General features: G+C 42.3%; 13 protein-coding genes. All 13 read right to left on the minus strand.

Going from position 1 to position 19,530, the window contains the following annotated elements:
• Window positions 1-37 precede the first annotated feature (37 nt).
• Complete coding sequence (locus LMJ53_RS00810; protein WP_229584350.1) at window positions 38-1,639, minus strand: heparinase II/III domain-containing protein; 1,602 nt, start codon at window positions 1,637-1,639, stop codon at window positions 38-40.
• A 5-nt stretch (window positions 1,640-1,644) separates the two neighbouring features.
• On the minus strand, window positions 1,645-3,609 hold the full coding sequence (locus tag LMJ53_RS00815) for a glycosyltransferase (protein WP_267867416.1): 1,965 nt from the start codon (window positions 3,607-3,609) through the stop codon (window positions 1,645-1,647).
• A 5-nt stretch (window positions 3,610-3,614) separates the two neighbouring features.
• Entirely contained in the window at window positions 3,615-5,915 is a 2,301-nt protein-coding gene (locus LMJ53_RS00820) for a CgeB family protein (RefSeq protein ID WP_229584351.1), read from the minus strand.
• A 29-nt stretch (window positions 5,916-5,944) separates the two neighbouring features.
• The gene (locus LMJ53_RS00825) at window positions 5,945-8,257 is read right to left on the minus strand and encodes a glycosyltransferase family A protein (RefSeq protein ID WP_229584352.1); all 2,313 of its coding nucleotides are present in this window, start codon (window positions 8,255-8,257) and stop codon (window positions 5,945-5,947) included.
• A gap of 479 nt (window positions 8,258-8,736) precedes the next feature.
• Window positions 8,737-9,798 (minus strand): glycosyltransferase family 10 domain-containing protein, encoded by a 1,062-nt coding sequence (locus tag LMJ53_RS00830; RefSeq protein WP_229584353.1) that lies wholly within the window; start codon window positions 9,796-9,798, stop codon window positions 8,737-8,739.
• A 19-nt stretch (window positions 9,799-9,817) separates the two neighbouring features.
• The gene (locus LMJ53_RS00835) at window positions 9,818-10,939 is read right to left on the minus strand and encodes an exostosin domain-containing protein (protein WP_229584354.1); all 1,122 of its coding nucleotides are present in this window, start codon (window positions 10,937-10,939) and stop codon (window positions 9,818-9,820) included.
• Window positions 10,936-12,357 (minus strand): phosphomannomutase, encoded by a 1,422-nt coding sequence (locus LMJ53_RS00840; protein ID WP_229584355.1) that lies wholly within the window; start codon window positions 12,355-12,357, stop codon window positions 10,936-10,938. Before LMJ53_RS00840 ends, LMJ53_RS00835 begins: the two co-directional genes overlap by 4 nt.
• A 72-nt stretch (window positions 12,358-12,429) precedes the next feature.
• On the minus strand, window positions 12,430-13,833 hold the full coding sequence (locus tag LMJ53_RS00845) for a mannose-1-phosphate guanylyltransferase/mannose-6-phosphate isomerase (RefSeq protein WP_229584356.1): 1,404 nt from the start codon (window positions 13,831-13,833) through the stop codon (window positions 12,430-12,432).
• Between the two features lie 24 nt (window positions 13,834-13,857).
• Window positions 13,858-16,404, minus strand: a complete 2,547-nt coding sequence (locus LMJ53_RS00850) for an AMP-binding protein (protein WP_229584357.1) — start codon at window positions 16,402-16,404, stop codon at window positions 13,858-13,860.
• A 40-nt stretch (window positions 16,405-16,444) separates the two neighbouring features.
• Window positions 16,445-17,368 carry a uroporphyrinogen decarboxylase family protein gene (locus LMJ53_RS00855; protein ID WP_229584358.1) on the minus strand — a complete coding sequence of 308 codons (924 nt, stop codon included), beginning with the start codon at window positions 17,366-17,368 and terminating at the stop codon, window positions 16,445-16,447.
• A complete protein-coding gene (locus LMJ53_RS00860; RefSeq protein ID WP_229584359.1) occupies window positions 17,365-17,814 on the minus strand; it encodes a GDP-mannose mannosyl hydrolase in 450 nt (149 codons plus the stop codon). Before LMJ53_RS00860 ends, LMJ53_RS00855 begins: the two co-directional genes overlap by 4 nt.
• 2 nt (window positions 17,815-17,816) lie before the next feature.
• The gene (gene fcl, locus LMJ53_RS00865) at window positions 17,817-18,776 is read right to left on the minus strand and encodes a GDP-L-fucose synthase (protein ID WP_324295573.1); all 960 of its coding nucleotides are present in this window, start codon (window positions 18,774-18,776) and stop codon (window positions 17,817-17,819) included.
• A gap of 17 nt (window positions 18,777-18,793) precedes the next feature.
• The gene (locus LMJ53_RS00870; protein WP_229584361.1) at window positions 18,794-19,522 is read right to left on the minus strand and encodes a hypothetical protein; all 729 of its coding nucleotides are present in this window, start codon (window positions 19,520-19,522) and stop codon (window positions 18,794-18,796) included.
• Between the last annotated feature and the right edge of the window lie 8 nt (window positions 19,523-19,530).

Here is a 19,530-nt window from a genome sequence, read left to right on the forward strand (position 1 = left end):
TAACTTAACAGGCCATCTCGACTTTCACTTAATAATATCAAAGTACACTAATAAGCGAAGTAATACCTAACGAACAGGTCCTTCCAGAAACAACTATAATAGATGTTTTTTTACAAACTAAGTAGCTTTCTGAAAAATGTGCCGGCTCGATATTAACAGCGAATTTAGAATTAGAACAAAAACCTAAAAAAAGTGAAATACTATTTCTTTTTAGTACAAAACCAGTATCTGATTTTTTTATTGATACATCTGGGTGTAGTAGAAATTGAACTTTCCAGTTATCATTTTCGGATGATTTAAACGAATCAAAAATTAATATGCTGCTAACCTTTTCATTATCAATTTTTTCAATATTAATTCTACGTTTAAATTTGCAGTTTTCACTGTAATAATTTTCTCCCTCAATAGATATAAAAGATTTATCAGAAATAAGGTTAGTAGTCTTAGCCATTTCTCTCGCACTTTTAAAATCTTTAAATCGTATTGCAGATGCCTGCTCTGAGAAAAAGCCACTATGCGCTCTGTAAGATACAAAATATTTTCGCAACTCATTACTGTTGTCATAGTTATACATCCCTCCATCACAAATGAAATCTAAACCTCCAACTCTTAATGTAATACTGGTGTCATCGATATGTCGATGTGAGAAAGAAGAACCACCACATTTAAAGGTCAGGAAAAAGTCTTTTTCTTTCACTATTGAAAAACCTGACTCAGGAAAGAAACCTACACCATATTTTCCTTTGTGAAGAGAATCAGGAACATAAACAGAAGCTTTATTTTCCGAGTCGCCAATCAATGGTAAAGTTCCATCTTCGTGGATCATGAAGTTAGCCGCATCTAGTGCTAATTTTAATTTCGAGTTAAAACTTGCATTTTCTATATTGTTCTTTCTTAAAAAACTATCAATAGCACCAAACAATGACAAATTTAACATATGATAGGATGGACTATTTTCAGTACAACATCCTTTGCTATCAAAAGTTTTTTCTATCATCATATTAAGACGAAATAATGCTTTCTCAAGCCATAATTTGGATGGAGAAACGTTTATTATCATAGAGTTACTTAGTTCACGAAGCTGTGTGTAAGCATTTAAAAGCGCTCTATCCATCATAACGCCATGATTGTTGTACACATAATTTTCATCCAGCATCAACCAATCAGCATGATTTTTTAGGTCATTACCTAATTGCTCATAAAGTCTTGCGTCAGATTTTTTAGTTGCAACATGTAAGAATTGGGAAAAAACTAACGATCTATTGGTAACAGCGTGTTCATCATTAAATAATTTAACATTCGATTCAGCAGTCGCAGTTTTCCAATTTTGATATGAATAATAAAATTCAACAGCTTTTTCCCAGAAGGAATCATGACTCGTTATTACATAAGCTTTAATAAGATAATCTAGAAAAACGAATGAGTAGAACCACAACTCTTTACTTGCTCTATTATCTTCAAATACTGGCTGCCAATTTATCTCATTATTTTTCGAAACATCTAACTCACCAACGTAAGGGAAGATAAAGCTTCCTTGCATCACTTTTTCAGCAGCTAAAATTGGATCAACATTTGAGTAAGGAGTTACTCCATCGCGTAACAATCCATTTTTTACGGCCTGGCTAACAGTTAACATCATTGAAATTATATTTCCCTATAAATTTTAAAAACATCGCCAATGAATTGATTGAGGCAGTAATCTCTTTCTAATTTAGTTATTAAATCAGACTTAAATCCATCACTAATAATTGGCTCATGATTAATTGCCACGATTTGAGAAATCAATTTATTATTGTCTTGGTGAATTAGGTTTTGCGGATAAACATACTCACACCCCGTCCAATAGCGAATTAATCCTACAGCACCCGCCGCATAGGCATCCGTAACCGCAAGATGAAAGCTTTCAAAGCCTGGTAAATCACGTACCGCTTCACTTACTGATAATACAAAACCAATTTGATGCTCAGCTAAAGCCAGTTTTATATCAGCAAAGCCAACATATTCAACTGCATCAGCTAGGCCTTCGTTTTGGATATATTGCTCGCAGCTTTCAAAGTAGGTTAACTCTTCAGGGTGATTTTTTAACCAGGGTAAATCAGCAGGCGCTTTACCAAACAACTTAAGCCGGTAGCGGCTATCATGCTGCCTTAGCGCTTTTAAAATTTGAAGTGCCTCTGCAAAACCTTTTTTTGCTGGCACAAAACCTATCATCGCAAGGTTAAAGCGGCTAGCGGCAAAATCAACTTGCTGATAGCCGTCAGCATCAACAAAATTAGGTAACAAGCGTACTTTTTCGCGAGGGATATTCGCAAAGCGCTCAATTAGTCGTTCGAAAAACAATACCGACACCGCTGATATTGCGTCAACATTATCGACATTCAACAGCTCACCAAACTCTCTGCTAAGTTCGAAGCGGTGCATCCGAATAACCAGTTTTTGATGCTTTAGCTTATGCTTCGAGTACCAAACTGCATTACCCAGTAACCATTCACACCAAATATAATCAGCCCACTGCAACTTTATTTTGCTTGCCGCCTCGTTATGACTATTGTGCCCTGTCCATTCATCGGTTTGAACATCAAAATACTGCGACAGCCGAGGTAAAGCTGACTTAATAAATTTCAAGTCATAACCAGCAACTAACAGTCGTGGTTTAGTGGCTTGCTGAAACGCTACAAAATCTTGCTTAACTAAACTCAGTAAAACACTTTTAAATCGCTCGTTAAAACTAAAGGTTTCAATCAAAGCCCAATTATCAGTAATAAATTTTGAAAACTGGTTAAAAAGCGCGTCATCAATATCATTTTTGTTTTTATAGATAAGGCTTCTCAGCACAGCTTGAAGGCCTTTTTGCAGACGTAGTGCAAAATAATCAATAGCTTGAGTTGCCATTAGCTGTTGAACACGCTGCCATACTTGCAAATGATTACCCAACTCTCGCGCACCATAAGCTTGTGTACTTGAAGCTGTAAAAGATGAACGCTGGTTATAAATATAGGTAGGATGCTCGATGTACTCTATTTTACTTGCTTTAGTCAGTACGGAAGCTAAGAATACACTGTCCTCGCCCATTCTGAGCTCTTCAGGCCAAGCAAGCCCCTGCTGCAATACACTGCGTTTAATCAAACTACACGGTATCGTACTCTGGTAACTTAAGATTTGTTCTATTCTCGACTTACGGTCTAAGTCATACTGCCATTGTGGCAATCGATTCATCGGCTGTTGAGACTTACCATCATCCGCCAACAAATAGCCCCTTACAATACAGGCATCTGTGGCTTTGGCATGAGCAAAATGCACTTCTAGAGTGTCGGGTAAAATCTCATCATCACAATCTAGGTAAAAAACATATTCACCCTGCGCTTTGGCAGTGCCTACATTACGAGGTTTGGAGGGAGAGCCGCTATTGCTGTCTAGTTGCAGCACCTGCCAATTTGGCGCTGTTGCCGCTTGGCGTTGCAAATAAGCAAAGGTACCATCTGTTGAGCAGTCATCAACAAAAATAACCTCATACCGCTCTGGGCTAATGGTTTGATTGCGTAAAGACGTTAAACAACGCTCTAACTTCCCCATTGCATTGTAACTGGGGATGACAACTGAAATATCCATTTCCGCTAAACTCCGTAAGCGATTATTTGTGCACTAGACGCTTGCTTATAATACAAGTCTGTAAACTGCGCTCTGCGCCCAGCTAAAATCGCCGACGATTCTAACACTTCTAAATGATAGGGTTTACCATTACTTACAGTAATTGGATAATCTTGCAAATAAGTTAAATGTAGCCGCGCTTTTTCTAACCAACTCGCTGTTAAGTGCTGCTCGGGGGTAAATAATACAAAATAAGGCGTTTCTACAGGTTGGTACTTGCCTTCCAATGCATGCTTTTGCATAAAGCTTTCGGATGTAACGCTAATACCAAAACGATTATATTTTTGATAAAAAGCCGCTACGTCTATATCTGGTACCGCCGCAGAAACCACTAATAATAAACGGCAATTGGCATTACGGCCAAAGTGCTGCTCATAATAACTAATTGCTGCCATCGCTTCGGTGTCATTTGTAATACGGTTAACTAAGGTTACCCTTTCATCATCCGGTTTAACGTTAAAGCCAATACAGTTAAGCATATAACGCCAACGTTTAGCGTAGGTATGTTCTGCTAACACAAGCTGTAAAGCCTGCTCTCGAATAACGTCACGCTCGGCTTCGGTTAAGCCTGCCAAACGTTGAGGGGTCTGATCAGCAAATACCACTAAATCGCCAAACATTTCAGCCACACCTTTGGCATAGTTAGACACCACCAAGGTATTAGATGACATCAGCTCAAACACGCGCCGGGCAAACATGGTGGACGATTCTGTTACCGTATTAAAGTTAAGGCCAATATGAGAAGATTTGTATACCGCGGGCATTTGGTCATGCGGCTGCCCGGGCTTAATATATGGCAAGTACTTCTCTGGCCAAATATGTAGCGGATCGGGATCGCCATAGTAGCGATCATATATTTCTGGCTCATAACCACTGGCAAGCAAAGAATCAAGAATTTGCTCCATTACTTTAGAGCGCTCAATATGATTGGCATACCAACTGCCAGCAAATACCACTTTATTGCTGCGCACTGCTGTTGCAAAAGGGTTAAATAAACGGGGGTTAGTGGCAAAAGGTAAGGCAAAAACATTTTTTAGCCCATAGTCTTGTTGGTACTGCGCCACGCACTCTTCGGCAGACGTAAACACATAATCAAACAAGGTAGCGGTTTTCACAAAATCATGTTTGCGATCCGGATAATGAGTGGGATCTTCTTTATTCCAAAATAAGGTAGGAATGCCGTTTTGCCGGCAATAAGCCAAAATCTCTAATAGAATGCTGCGGTTTTCCCGAGCAAAATTAACACTGGCGTAAATTTTACCTTTCCAAGGGCGGCGCTTCGAGTCTGTGCCAGACCAGGCCGATTCACAAAAGAAGATATCGGGTTTGTTCGCTTCAAATTGTTCACGCCAAGTATCTGGCTCTAACGGTACGGCTTTAAATTCGTCTTTAAAGCTATTATAGGTAAATTCGTCGGCAATTAAGGCAACCGTTAATTGGTCGGCGGTTAGGTTGGCACTTGTTTGCACACTTTTGGCTACACCTGCTGCTGGCAATAGTGTGCTAGCACTTATTTCTGCTTGTTCAACGTGCAATTGAAACCTGTTACGCACCTCAAAAGCACTGTTAGCCCATGCTTTAATGGTTAATTGACAACGCACTGCCTCGGCAGGAAAACCCATTTTAAATTTGTCGGCATGTAAAATATCAACATCTTTTTGTACTAGATACCGATACCAACAATTAAACATTTCAGACCATTTTAAACCCGACACATTCTCCTGAATGGCTTTGCCTGCTTCATCAAAACATTCAACTAATAAAATACCACTTGGCTTACCTATCAGGGGTTGGCGATACTGCTGAAAAAGCAGCTTCATATTAAAACATCGTGCTTTAGGAAATAACGGCAGGTTAAAGGTTATACCCGCATCATTAGGCCGAATAAATTGCAGTTCAGGTTGGCGATAATCAAAATACAATACGCTCGCGCGCTCACGGCCTTCCGATACGCCATGTTGCAAGTAGTGCAGCAACGGGTTAACACCCGCAGTTTTCACATCAGGGTTTTTCGCTAAATACCAGGCGTTATCAAACCAGGGGGCAGGTTGTAACCCTAGCTTTGCGCCGATCAGTAAAAAGTGCTGTAAAGGGTTAGCCTGATAGGCTTTCTCAGCTTTATTTTGCAAATAACGAGTAGCGTACCAATTGGCATCAAATACGTTATTAGCAAGTAAACGCATGGCGTTTGCAGGCAAAGTAGGAGTGTTGGTTGCTACCGTTTGCTTTTTGAATAACCCCGTTAGCCGCTTAATACCTTTTTGCAACACCCTACTCCTTCAATAATTAGCCACATTTAGGCTTGCCAAGCCTTTAACTCAATTTGCTTAATATCGGCAGTTCCCGGCCCTTGTAACCGAAAGCCAAGTTGAACTTGCTTACAACCGTTAGGTATTTTAACAGGCATCAGCTGATTCGCCCAAAAAAACTGATGGGAAATTTGGTTTCCTTGTGAATCTTGATAAATTAAACAAAAACTAATGCCAACGGTGTTTTCTACATCAAAATAGATGGCCGTTTGCTGTGCCTGTTGCCCTTGCCATGTGTCTGGTGACATTTTAGATGCAAACAATAAATAGGCATGTTGTTTAGCGGCCAGATGCGAATCAATATGTAGCACCGATGTTTGTAGTGAAGTTTTTAGTAATGGCGGCTCCGCTTCAAACGTTAAGCTGAAAAGCTTACTGGCATTTAGCGTTGTTAAGTGGTGCGTATCGGCGTTATTTTTTGCAACGCTACCAGGCAACATAAAGTCTGGCAGGGTTGCTAAGTAATCTGCAGGAAATACAAGGTTGTCTGCCGTAAAGCACAGTGGTAACCATGCGGTTATTAACCTTTTGTGTCGCTCTCGGAACAGCTGCATGTATGGTGTTCGTGCGCTAATGTCTTGTGCTAAAGCCCCCTGTGCTGTAACCGTATAGATATCCTGAGTTAAATTATTGCCATCAAAACTTTGAAACAGCACCGGATAGCGCCACCAATAGCCAACGTTTTTTGGGGCAAAATACGCTAAGCGCTCAATAAACTCGGTGTCAGCCCCCTTTCTCAAATTTTCATAGTAGCCATATGTTTGGTGAATGGCGGCCGGCGCGCAAAATGAAGCCGTGCCATAACGCTCAGTTGCGCCATCTAAAGCTAATACTTCGCCTTGGCTAGTTACCCGCACAATATCTGCAAAAGTATAAAGCCGGTTTTCCACACTCAGTTGTGCCATTTGTAACTCTGCACGGCGGGCGCAGCTTAAATCATCGGCGTCATTCACTAAATACACCGTATTGGTATGCTCACAATTAGCAATCGCCCGATTTCTAAGGCGATATGTGCCCTCTTTTCCGGCCCCTTTTTCAATATTTAAAAAACCTTTTGGTAAAAAGCGTTGCAAGGCGTCTAGTTTGGCCAAAGAGTCATCCGTGCTGTTGTCATCTAACAGCAGCACTTTACAATCTGGGTGGCTTTGCAATAACACGCTATAAATGGCATCAGCTAAAAACTGTGCTTTGTTAAAGTTTGTCATAATAAAACGCGCAGGCTTAACGTTGGCTGCGGGTTTAACTTGCGGCATGATACGAGCGCAAATTAACCATCTGCGTAACACTTGCCTAGATGGAGGTATATAACGGTACAAAGGATCATCAAAAACAGCAGCAGGCTGTAAATCAAAAAGTAAAAATTGATTTTCAGGCAGTGCAAGTTCAAGCGGGATAACTTTTAAGCCCTTTGCAGAACTGTTTAACACACCCAATTGCCACCACTGGTCAATTTGACCTACCGCACAGGCACCAATGTTCAATGCTAGCTGCCTAAACGTTGCTAAGCTACCTATCCGCGATACGGCACTTGTTGTAGTAAAGCAGTTTGTTTTTTTTGCGTAATCTTTTTTTCCAAAAACGTTTTGTAACACGTGCACCGGTAATACATCTTCAGCTAACAACTTAGCTGCTTGCAAAGGTTCAATAGCAATTGCTATTTCATACTGGTCAAGCAAACCTCGATTAGAAACATAATAGAATTTTAATAATGCGAAGCTATGGCGTATTAGTTGCTCAGCATTACAGACGAATACTTCTTTAGTATTTAGCTTTTTTATAAACTCTACGGTGTCATGTGCAAAAAAATAGGCTTGATCCGTTATTTGTAAACGTTCCACTAAACCGCTTTTTAGTAATGACATGCAATAGGTATTTTCCAACACCAGCTCAGGTGTTGCCGCCGAAAGATACACGTGCAATTTGAACTGTTTTGCTAAAAAGCCCAATACATCAAAAAGATCGTTATTTTCAAGCTCAGTATGCAGTGTCAGCACAATAGACAGCAAAGGCAACGTGTCAGCTTTAATAGCAAATACATGATTGGGGTTAGGTATTAAACTCGCCCCAGGTGAGTATAATTCAGCAGCTAAACGCTGATAAAAACTTAAAGGCGTAGGGTTGTCGTTAATTGATAATGGCAGCAGTAATTGTTCAGCTTTACTGTGCTGTAAATAGTGGTACTGCATCATATCTACTAAAGCAGGCATTAACTCGTCGGCTAGAGACACTCGCCGTGTTTGGTTTTGTAGTGGCAACTTAGCCTTTAATTTAGTGTGCGTGGCTACAGCATTAGCGTACAAGATTATGTCCTTTACAGGATAAGGCTGTGCCATGATGTTTGCTAGGCAATTATCAACGTCATCTGTGTTATCGCACCAGATTAAAACTGACAGAGGCGGAAAGTTATCGGTGTTTACCTGAGACTTGTCCGTTACAAATATGTTTGGAAAGTTAAGCGAAGCCAAGTTAGCTAATTGTGTTGCGGTTTTGTCACGATTTTCTTGCTGCGCTAAATTTGCATAGCACCATGCAGAAACTGGCATTTTTTGGGGGCGATTTTTAAAATTCATTGTGTTTTGTTTTTTTAAGTTTCTTCTGCCGAAAAAGTTAAACTGGTTAAGGTTCCACCAAAATTAATACGCGATAAGTCACAAAACAGTGAATGATTTATTTTGGGGTGGGCACTAACACATACCATACACCCAAGCCTAAGTTAAACCAACTTAAATACTTTTTAGAGCAGCAGATGAACGGTTTTAATAAGCATACAAGATATTTGCTATTTGATTAGCTGTAAGCTTTTAAAGTGGTTAAAGGTTTTTGCAGCAAACAAACGTCTTTCATCAACTAAGTATTGTATGTTAGATAAACGCTGTAACAACGCATGCTGGCACTCTTGATACAACTTGGCATATTCTAATGTGGGCTTAAAATTAGCAACTAAGTTAACTGCTTGCGTAACAGTGTGATCTGCCACATTTATTAATAACTGCTCTGGTACAAACTCTAAACTGCGATGCCCCTCACCCGCCCAATAAATGGGCACTGCACCAACAGCTAATACATCAAACAGTTTTTCACTAATGTAGTTTGGGATAGTGGTATTTTCTAGCGCCGAAACAATAAAACGGTCTTGCTGTAGTGCGGTAACTTTATCTAAATGCCAATCAGGTAACGATTGCCGAGGCTGCTCAGACACCCAACCTTTGCCAATACATTGTGCATTAAACTGTGCCTTACATGCTGCAGCAAGCTCAGTGCGGTAAACACTTAAAGCCAATAAGCTGCCGTCGGCGTAGGTTTTATGGTATTTCGCTTCTAAGCGCTTTTCTGCAATAAAGGTATATTGGTTATTCGCCTGTTGCCAACTTTTAAGAAGCTCAGTAGCCGAGTGCTGTAACGACAACCGCAATAACTGTTGATATCTGGCAAGATAATGATCTTCTGTTGTTAAAAAGTACGGTATTTTTGCAAAATTAAACAGCTCAGAATTACCATGATTAATAAAGTAAAATGGCCACTTATATTGTTCTGTGCCAACCGTTACTTGTACGTCATGCTGTGGCCGCTGCCATTGGTAATACCAAAGCGTATCCCAAAGTGGCTCTTCTGAAAACGCTACCAGTTTTAAGTGTGGTTTTTGCTGAAACGCCTTTAACAAGACTGCGGCATGCTCGCGAATATCCACAAAAAAACTACATACTAAAAAATCTGCCGCCACTGGATCGCTAGTAAATTCAAAAAAAGGCTGAAAAAACGCTTGATATGCCGCATAACTAAACGGAATACGCTTAGCATGTTGACCAAATAAGTACACCTTGATTTTATTATTTTTTAGCATAGCAATTTAAGGCAGCTTATTAATTAGGTTCACAAGACAAAACCTTTAGATAATCTTCATGAAAAACGCTTTTGCCTAATAACCGATGACTGGCAAGGCTTACCTTTAAGGTGTGTTGGCTTTGTTTGCAGCCATCCGTTAACACGCGGTTGGCCATACGTTGTATCGGCGTCGCTAATTGATATTGTGACTCTAACACCATTAAGCGCTCGTACAAATCTGCTACAAAATAATCTGGGCCATATAAAAACTTTAATTGCTGTAAGGCGCTAAGCTTTTCTTGTAGGTGCGAGCGCTCATGCTGTATCGCTGTTAATTGCTCAGGTAAGCACCTGATTGCCTGTTCATTGTCTTCACACATCACTGCGGCTTGCTGCCATAAGGCTGCATTACCTGGTGGTAGATAGTTGTTGCTAATAATAACAGGTATTACATGTGCGGTTATCGCCTCCCACAACCGGATAGAATTAGGCCCAGTACCCGCGGGGCATAATGCAAAAACACTGTCTACTAACACTTGGCTGTAGGCATCATCCTGAAAGTGTTGTTTGTCATGGGCAAATTGGTGCTGCTTTACCTGCGTTTCATACACCACATGATTAAACTGCCAACTATCGTTTAAATGCATAACGCAATTGGCCATATTGGCAAACACTTTTGGCAAAAAATTTCTTACTTGCGACGGGTAATATTGGTTTGCCTTAGCGCCAACAAAACTGGCTAATACCTTCCTTTGAGTAATAGGCTTAGCATGCACTTGATGCACAGGGTAAAGCGGAAAAGGAAACAGCTTAACGCCTGTCATCTCAGAGTCCTCTGCTAAATGGCTCCAAAACACATCAGTAACACCAGCATCACGTAAAAAGTGCAAATGCCGCTGTAAGCGAATATGCTGACAAACCGTTACTACAGGTTTATTACTGGGTATTTTTTTGGTTAAAGCAGATAAAGCCGCAACTAACTCTTGAAAGACTGGGCTGTGCTGATTTCTGTCTTTTAAATCAAACAAAGTAGCCCATGGAAAAGCCAAATACACTGCACCCTGCAATGGTTGTTGCAAACAGCGCTGCAGCTGTTTAAAAGCATGCAACTCTGTTACAGCAGGGTACTGCCAGTATTTGTCGTATACAAGAAAACTCATTTAACGCCTGTAAGCTGCTTAATTGCCATTAACGCTTGTTTTAATAGCGTAGTTGCATTTTCTTGAGTTATTGCCTCAGTGTAACAACGCAACTCTGGGGCATTACCCGAAGGGCGTAAATGAATAATCTCTGCTGTGTTTAGCGTCAATCTTAAACCATCGGTTTGATCAACCTTAACCACGTTCGCCGACAATCCCAACTTAGCCAATAATTGCTCCGGCGCTTTTGCCGCATCAGCTATAAACGCCTGACTCCACTCCGTTGGCACCTGTTGCAGACGGTCACTGGCAGTAAAACGCTTCGGTAACGCCGACATCAAGGCTGAAACCGGTTGTTCACCGGCCAGGGTTAACAGTGCCAAGGCGGGTAATAAGGCATCACGCGTAGGTAACGCTTTTAGTTGCTCAGCGCCCAAACGAAGATCAGAGCCTAATAAAAACCCACCATTCGCCTCAAAACCTGCATAGCTTTTGTGTGCTTGTAAATCGGCAAACGCTGCGATGACATAAGGCGAGCCAATTTTAGTACGAAGCACTTTATTAAACGCCCCACTTTGCTCAATGGCAGTATTACAACTTACCGGAACAGCCAACGCCTCAATACCCAGTGCTTTAGCTGTGATTAAGCCAACGATATCACCGCGCAGCCATGTCCCGGTTTCGTCGGCAATTAACGGCCTATCGCCATCACCATCGGTAGAAAACAGCGCATCAAAACCATACTCCGCTGCCCAGGCTTTACCTTTAGCCATATCAGCGTCGCTTACCGCTTCGGTGTCTATTGGCACAAAGGTGTCGGAAGGTTCTAGCCGCGTCACTTTCGCCCCTAAGGCAGCAAACACTTGATAATACAGCTCTCGCCCGGCACTAGAATGCTCGTAAATACCAATGTGCTTTCCTGTTAGTGCATTTTTCGGAAAAACGGCAAGATAACGCTGCATATAGGTATTAGATGCATGAGGATTAATCGGGGGTAAGCTTGGAGTAAAAGGCAGTAAGTCGGCCTCTGCGTTGATAATCAATTGCTCGTCTGATTTGCTGATTTCACCATCAGGGCGATAAAATTTAATACCATTTCGATCAAACGGAATATGACTACCGGTAATCATAATTGCCGGGATACCGTCTTGCATCGCCTGATAAGCCAGTGCAGGTGTGGGTAGTACGCCGTAGTAATCCGCTTGAAGCCCAAGTGCCTGTACCATGCCAACACAGGCGGCTGCCATCGCAGGGCTACTGGGTCTATTATCAATACCTATCGCCACGCGGCTAAATTTGAAGGACTCCGCTAGGCTAAAAATAAAACTTTGCGTAAAAGCAGCACACACCTTGTCGTTAAAGTCTGTCACCAGCCCTCGAGCCCCACTTGTACCAAAGGCAATATTGCTGCCAGCAAGGATCGCATTGAGTTTGTTCATCGATATCCATCCATTATCAGATATGAATAAGGCCGTGATTAACGGCCTAAAAAACGATTAAAAGTGTCAGATTTACGCTCGGCCATAACGGTCTTCAAACCGCACGATGTCATCTTCACCTAAATACGAGCCTGACTGCACTTCAATCAGTTCAAGCGGAATCTTCCCCGGGTTTTCCAGTGCATGTACCGCACCTAACGGAATATACACCGATTGGTTTTCTGATAATAAAGTATCTTTACCATCTACCGTGACATTGGCAGTACCCGATACCACTATCCAATGCTCGGCACGGTGATGATGCATTTGAATAGATAACTTTTCACCCGGCTTAACAGTAATACGCTTAACCTGGTAACGCTCGCCGTTGTCTATCGAGTCATACTTACCCCAAGGCCGATACACTTCACGGTGAATGCGATGCTCAGTGCGCCCTGCCGCTTTTAATTGCTGCACAATGGCTTTTACTTCCTGTACTTTATCTTTTGCCGCCACTAACACGGCATCTTTGGTTTGTACTACCACCACATTTTCTAAGCCCACGGTGGCAACCAAACTGGTTTCAGCAAACACATAGTTGTTATGGCTTTTCACGGTTAACACATCACCATGGTGTACATTGCCATCCGCGTCTTTATCGCTTATTTCCCACAGAGACGACCACGCGCCCACATCACTCCAGCCTGCAGCTAGCGGCACCACAATGGCCGAAGCCGTTTTCTCCATCACCGCATAATCAATGGAATCATCTGGACAAGCTAAAAACGCCGCTTTATTCACGCGAATAAAGTCTAAATCAGGATCAACATCGGCCATTGCGGTTTCACATGCGGCATAAATATCTGGCCGATGCTGTTTTAACTCGGCTAAGTACACACTGGCTTTAAACATAAACATGCCGCTGTTCCAGTAATATTCGCCGCTGTCTAAATAAGCCTGCGCTTTTTCAGCATTGGGCTTTTCTACAAACTCCGCTACCTTAAATGCCTCAGCCACGGCCTCACCGCGTTTGATATAGCCATAACCTGTTTCAGGTGCTACCGGCACGATACCAAAGGTTACCAGTTTATCTGCTTGGGCTAGTACCGCAGCCGTTTGTACCGCATCGGTAAAAGCAGCTTCATCGGCTATCACATGATCTGCCGCCAACACTAACAACAACGGGTCAATGCCTTTTTTCAGTGCCGTAAATGCCGCTAGTGCAATAGCCGGCGCGGTATTACGCCCTGCCGGTTCTAAAATAATATTATGGTCTAGTTCATTAACTTGCCGCAGTTGCTCCGCTGCAATAAAGCGGTGTTCTTCATTACAAATCACTAACGGCGATTGTGCCTGTACCCCAGCTAAACGCTTCACTGTCGCTTGCAACATTGTATGCTTGCCATCAAGCTTTAAAAATTGCTTTGGCATTAAATCGCGTGACAACGGCCACAACCGGCTACCGGTTCCACCGGCCATAATGATGGGTAATATCATTCCATTTCCTATAAAAATTTAAAGTTAGTCTAAAAGTGCTGATGTGGTTTGTTTAAACGCTACACGCTGTCGGGCCAATAGCAAATTAAAACCATAAATTTGTTTAAAATTATCACTTGCTGCTACAACATGGTCATACAAACACACGGCTAATAAATTCTGTTGTGTTAGCAGCGCGTTATTTGCAGCCATGCTTACCTTATTAATTTGCGATAGTTCTGTACTTAAATACTCGTCTTCGCCGTCAAGGGTTAACCTGTTAATTAATTCGATAACTGCAGGGGCGGTTAAACAGCCAACATGTTCAGCAAGCAAAGGTAGATAATGAATCTTACTACAATACTGCCACCAACCAAGACTTGAAAAGGTTTTTAACTGCTTTGTTTTATCTAAAGCGGCAATAATTTCAACAACTGCCCCATGATAATAAGGAATATCTGACGTTAACCAAGAGTAAGCTTGTAGTCGCTCTGCTGCAAAATGCTCTGCTCGACCAACAGGTGCACAATCACCCACAATAAAAGTGCCCGTTTTTATTCCTTGTTTTTGCAGTTCGCAAGCGGCAAAAAACGCCGGTTTTGCGCCACTGCTCACCCCATAAAAATGCGTTACGCTATCAATGGCTATACACTCTTTGAGATACGCACACAGCCGTTCGACAACATCAGTTAATTCTGGCTGAGGCTCCCCAATGGGATGATAAAGAGCAGAGGTAGGTACCATAATAACCCGAAGCTCAGGTGTTAAATGCTCAATAAACCCTTTTGCCCAGCCAAATCCTACAAAGGGTGGCACAACCACTAAGTTCACTGCTTCAGCACTGCGCTGCTGCAAACTGCGCCCCGTATTACGAAGAACATCAAGCACATCTTGGATGCTAGCGCTAACCGAAAATAAGGCTGCTGGGTAGGGTTTATCTAAAATCAAATCTAATTGCGCAAAAAAATTCAGCAAATCAAGTGAGTCACCGCCAAGCTCAGCAAAGCTTTTTTGCAATAACTGAACATCTGGCTGTTTCAGCACTTTCAGCCAAAGCTGCAATACGGGTAAAAAATAAGCTGAATGTGCATCTCTACTCAGATCTAAGCCATGCGCCATAACGCAAGCATTAGCCCCTTTTTGCAATAAGGCATCCTTAACCAGCGCGTTAAGCTTTTTCGCATCAAGTTTATAACTCGGCAGCCGAGGCAACGCCTTTAGCCAAACAAAGTTGTGCGGCATACTGGCACTGGAAAAGTGTTGACTAAGATAGCTTTTAATCAGGGCTTCTTTTTCGTTATCACCCACTAACACGGCAATTAACCGAGTTTCATTGTCATCATCCAGCGTAACTAAGGCCGCATCGGTAACTTCGGCAAAACGCCGAAACTCGGCTTCTAACAATGACAGATCAACTAAATAGCCACGGATCTTAACCTTGCTATCAGCACGACCAACAAAAACAAACAAATCATTATCAAGCACTTTAACTAAGTCACCAGTACGATAACCTCGCCAACCAGGTCGCTCAGGTAAATGATAAAAGGTCCGCTCGGTTAATTCCGTATCTTGCCAATACCCCAATGCTAAGTACGGGCTTTGCACTTCCACCTCGGCTAAGCCCTGTTCGCGCCAGTGCAGATACGTTTCTCGCTCATCAATCGCATAACCCACCGGCACAACCGTACCTGCAATGTGTGTTTTACGATCAATTAACCAATGCCGATACAAAGTGGCACACTCTGTAGAGCCGATACCGTTATACACAACCGTTTCTTTAGGTAACAAATCAAAAAGCGCCTGAAGATCCGCAGTAAATAACCTGTCACCCGCGATATAGCAAAGTCGAATACTTTTTAATAAGTTTGCCGCGGGTTTACTGTTTATAAAACGTCTTAGTAAAGGCGGAATTGCATGAAAAATAGTGATCCCCGTTTTGGCGACTTGCTGTGCCATGCCAATTAAACCGGTTTCTTGAGGATTGATCCGCACCAAACGAGCGCCATTAAATAACGCAGCAAACATATCGCGGATCGCCCCATTCACTGCAGCAGAATAAATACCAGACAAACAATCATGCGCGGTAATATGTGTTGCTTTGCTGTATTGCATGACATCGTGTAATAAACCACGTTGGTTTTGATAAACACCTTTAGGTTTACCCGTACTACCAGAGGTGTACAGAATGTAAGCCACACTATCTGCTTGCGCCTTGAGCAAAATTGGCTGATCACGTTGCCCAGGCATTAAGGGTATTGTTGCTGCAACCATCTTAAAAGCCGCAAAATTTGGCTCATTTTCGTTAACTAAAACACTGGCCACTGCAGCATGTTTTGTAATGGCTAAGTTGCGTTCAATCGGAAAATCAGGATCTAAAGGCAAATAAGGCCGCCCCAAAGCCAAGCAAGCCAATATTGCACTTATTAAATCCGCATCATAGCTAAGGTATAAAGCAATGGGTCCAATGCCTTCAGGTATTAAAGACTGTAAAAAAACGGCTCGCTGATACAGCTGCTGATAGGTTGTTGCCACTCCCTGCGAATTGATAAAGGCAACGCGCTGCGGTTGTCGCTTTACTTGAGTTTCAAACATTAAAAAAGCGGGATGGTTAAGTACATCCTTATGCCAAAGCTTAAGCAAGCGCTAACCTCATAGCGGTAATCCAGTGCTGTACCTCAGTATTCGCTAGATTTAGAGGTAAAACACATGGCGAAGTAAATAAGGCGGTAGGCTGAGCAAAGCGCTCTAACATCAAGCGTGTTTGCGCTTTATAGCTAGCGGGTTTTCTCCAAACATCTAAAGGCAAACCAATAACAGCTGAGCATTGGCTTATTGCTCTAAACTGTTCTGGCGAAGGGTTGGTCGCATCAAGTTCATAATGTACGCGTGCTGCTGAATGTGTCGGTAACGCAGCTGTAAGAACGCCATGCCCATGCAAATGTAAGATAGTGTCACCTAACTGCGTACTCGACCTTAATATCCTATCATCACTGTCTTTGGCAAAATTTAAATAATCTTGTTCGCTCAGCAACCCTCCAGCCGCGTGTTGATTAGCAATAAAGTAGCCAGCAACATCCACTTGCTGATACAAACTCAATAAGCGCTCAGCGCTTTGTAATAGTTGTTTTATCGCATAATTTACGGCTGCTGGTGCACTATGTAAATGGGCGATTAAACGCTCAGGACCTGCCAACATTAAAGCCAATGTCATCGGGCTAAACAAGGTTACATAAAGGGGTACTTTTTTAGGTAAACGTTGCCGCGTTAACTGGGCTGCTTGAACGATCTGTTGCTCTAACGCAGTAACCTGATCAGTTAACTTATACCAATCGTCTGGTTTTACAATAAAGCGTTTAACAAAGGTGCGACGGCCAAGAGGGTCATTACACCACTGTGCCTCGCCGCCTCGATCAGCAATTTGATAGTTCCCGGCAGGGGTAAGTTTAACCATATCGCCTAACGTTTGCTGATAAAACCTAAGGGTATTCGCAGCTAACGTCTCAGAAGCTTGATCAGCAACTGGCTCATGCTTCCAAAAAGCAACCTGACTCATCATTTTAAAAAATACGCTTTCGTATGTTGATGTACAGCGTTATCACTCAGTAACTCAGCTAGGCTAAACCAGCGATAACCACTATGCTGTTCTTTTGGCAAAGCGTTTAAACTTGTTACCTTTAAACGATAAGCAATTGCTACGTAATGGGTTGAGGGTGTTTCACCAAACACGCTATCATCGTAAAAATGATCATAAGGCCCTTGTAAGCTTGCCTCACTTAACGAGAATGATTCACCCAGCTCTGCCAAGGTTAACCGCGCAAAGGCTGCAGCCAGGCTTTCATTTTTTAAAATCCGCCCGCCGGGCACAAACCAATAACCTTGTGCGGGGCGGTTTTTACGCTCGCCTAACAGTATTTCGCCCTTTGTGTTCTCTATCAGTAAATCAATCGACACTAAAGGCGTGCTGTCTAATACCGTACTAAAGGTGCTGTTATCTAAAAACATGCTTAGGCTCTAAACGTTGCTTGGTTAGCTAAAAACCACTGGTATGCATCTTCCAAACCTTGGCTTAAGGCTATACTCGATTGCCAGCCCAACGCTTTTAAACGGTTTACTTGCATTAATTTACGGGGTGCACCATCCGGTTTACTCGTATCCCAGGTAATGCGACCAGTAAAACCGACCACCTTGGCCACGGTTTCCGTTAATTCTTTTATGGTGCAATCTACACCTGTACCCACATTAATATGGCTTAACATCGGCTGGGTGTTGGCTTCGTAAGTCGCTTTATCTAGCTCCATCACAAAAATACTGGCCGCGGCCATATCATCCACATGCAAAAACTCACGCATCGGCGAGCCACTGCCCCACGCCACAACCTCAGCTGCGTTTGCTAATTTGGCTTCATGAAAACGACGCAGCAATGCTGGAATAACGTGGCTATTATCCGGGTGAAAATTATCATTAGGGCCATATAAATTGGTGGGCATGACACTGCGATAATCCCGACCATATTGCCGGTTATAGCTTTCGCACAATTTAATACCGGCTATTTTAGCAATGGCATAAGGCTCATTGGTCGGCTCTAATGTGCCCGTTAATAACGCCTGCTCTGCCATCGGTTGCTCAGCCAGTTTTGGATAAATGCAGCTTGAGCCTAAAAACAACAGTTGTTGCACATTATTTAAGTGTGCCGCATGGATGATATTGGCTTCTATCATCAGGTTTTCATAAATAAACTCTGCGGGGTAAGTGTTATTAGCAATAATCCCGCCTACCTTGGCCGCCGCCAAGTACACTTGGTCTAGCTGCTGCTCAGCAAAAAACGCCTGCACATCGGCTTGATTTAATAAATTCAGCTCACTGCGGCTGCGCGTGATAATTTCAACATCACCCCGTTTGGCTAATTGCCTAACAATAGCTGAACCCACCATGCCATTATGGCCAGCGACAAAAACCTTTTTCATAGTTAATTCCATTAATGTTACTTTTTCCGCGATGCCCAAGCAGGTAACTGCTGTTTTATCGAATCAAAATGAGGGTATTTTTGTACTTCGTAATGCGTAACAAAGGTTCCCTTTATTTTGCGGAGTAAACTAAAGATACTAGCATCATGACGATGCTCAATAAATTGTTCATGGTTAGGTTGACTAGAGGGCGAATCATCAGAGAAATGATAATTTTGCTCAACAGCGATATCTCGCCATAATCTCACCAACTTTTTATTTTCTTCGTTGTTGATCAAAATAAAAAAGCCAGCCGCTAACTGAGTGCTTAACATTTCAGGCGAGTCTGCCGCTAAGTTTAAACGACCTGCTAAATCTTGCTTCGTCCAACGATACTCGGTATGCGTATTGCTAAAGGCTAATTGCTGGTAAACATTTGATTTTGCCAGTTTGCAGTATTCTAAGAACCTATATCTTCCACAGCTGTTAAGCTCAAAACCAACATCCATATATACAATAATATCGCCAGGTTTGCTGTTTTCCATCACCTGTAAGGTGACCTGCGGCTTCCAAATCCAATAGCCAAAACCTCTTGGATTGTTGAGCGCAAAATCACCATGAGCATCGGCAAAATCAGTAGAAAGTGTTGCCCAATCAAAAACAGATATTGAAGTAAAAAGGTCTAAACTTTCAGCTTCTTTTTTAAACCCAGCTGCACGTGCTTGAAATGGGCCATCAGCGAATGAAACAAGATGAATGTTTTCCACAATAAAAG

This window comes from Rheinheimera sp. UJ51 (genome assembly GCF_020819615.1).
Taxonomy (GTDB): domain Bacteria; phylum Pseudomonadota; class Gammaproteobacteria; order Enterobacterales; family Alteromonadaceae; genus Alishewanella; species Alishewanella maricola.

Bases quoted from the DNA above. Each gene is read 5' to 3' on its own strand.
- LMJ53_RS00840 (WP_229584355.1), bottom strand. From the start codon at position 12,357: ATGAACAAACTCAATGCGATCCTTGCTGGCAGCAATATTGCCTTTGGT.
- LMJ53_RS00845 (WP_229584356.1), bottom strand. From the start codon at position 13,833: ATGATATTACCCATCATTATGGCCGGTGGAACCGGTAGCCGGTTGTGG.
- LMJ53_RS00835 (WP_229584354.1), bottom strand. From the start codon at position 10,939: ATGAGTTTTCTTGTATACGACAAATACTGGCAGTACCCTGCTGTAACA.
- LMJ53_RS00810 (WP_229584350.1), bottom strand. From the start codon at position 1,639: ATGATGTTAACTGTTAGCCAGGCCGTAAAAAATGGATTGTTACGCGAT.
- fcl (WP_324295573.1), bottom strand. From the start codon at position 18,776: ATGAAAAAGGTTTTTGTCGCTGGCCATAATGGCATGGTGGGTTCAGCT.
- LMJ53_RS00850 (WP_229584357.1), bottom strand. From the start codon at position 16,404: ATGTTTGAAACTCAAGTAAAGCGACAACCGCAGCGCGTTGCCTTTATC.
- LMJ53_RS00815 (WP_267867416.1), bottom strand. From the start codon at position 3,609: ATGGATATTTCAGTTGTCATCCCCAGTTACAATGCAATGGGGAAGTTA.
- LMJ53_RS00855 (WP_229584358.1), bottom strand. From the start codon at position 17,368: ATGATGAGTCAGGTTGCTTTTTGGAAGCATGAGCCAGTTGCTGATCAA.
- LMJ53_RS00860 (WP_229584359.1), bottom strand. From the start codon at position 17,814: ATGTTTTTAGATAACAGCACCTTTAGTACGGTATTAGACAGCACGCCT.
- LMJ53_RS00830 (WP_229584353.1), bottom strand. From the start codon at position 9,798: ATGCTAAAAAATAATAAAATCAAGGTGTACTTATTTGGTCAACATGCT.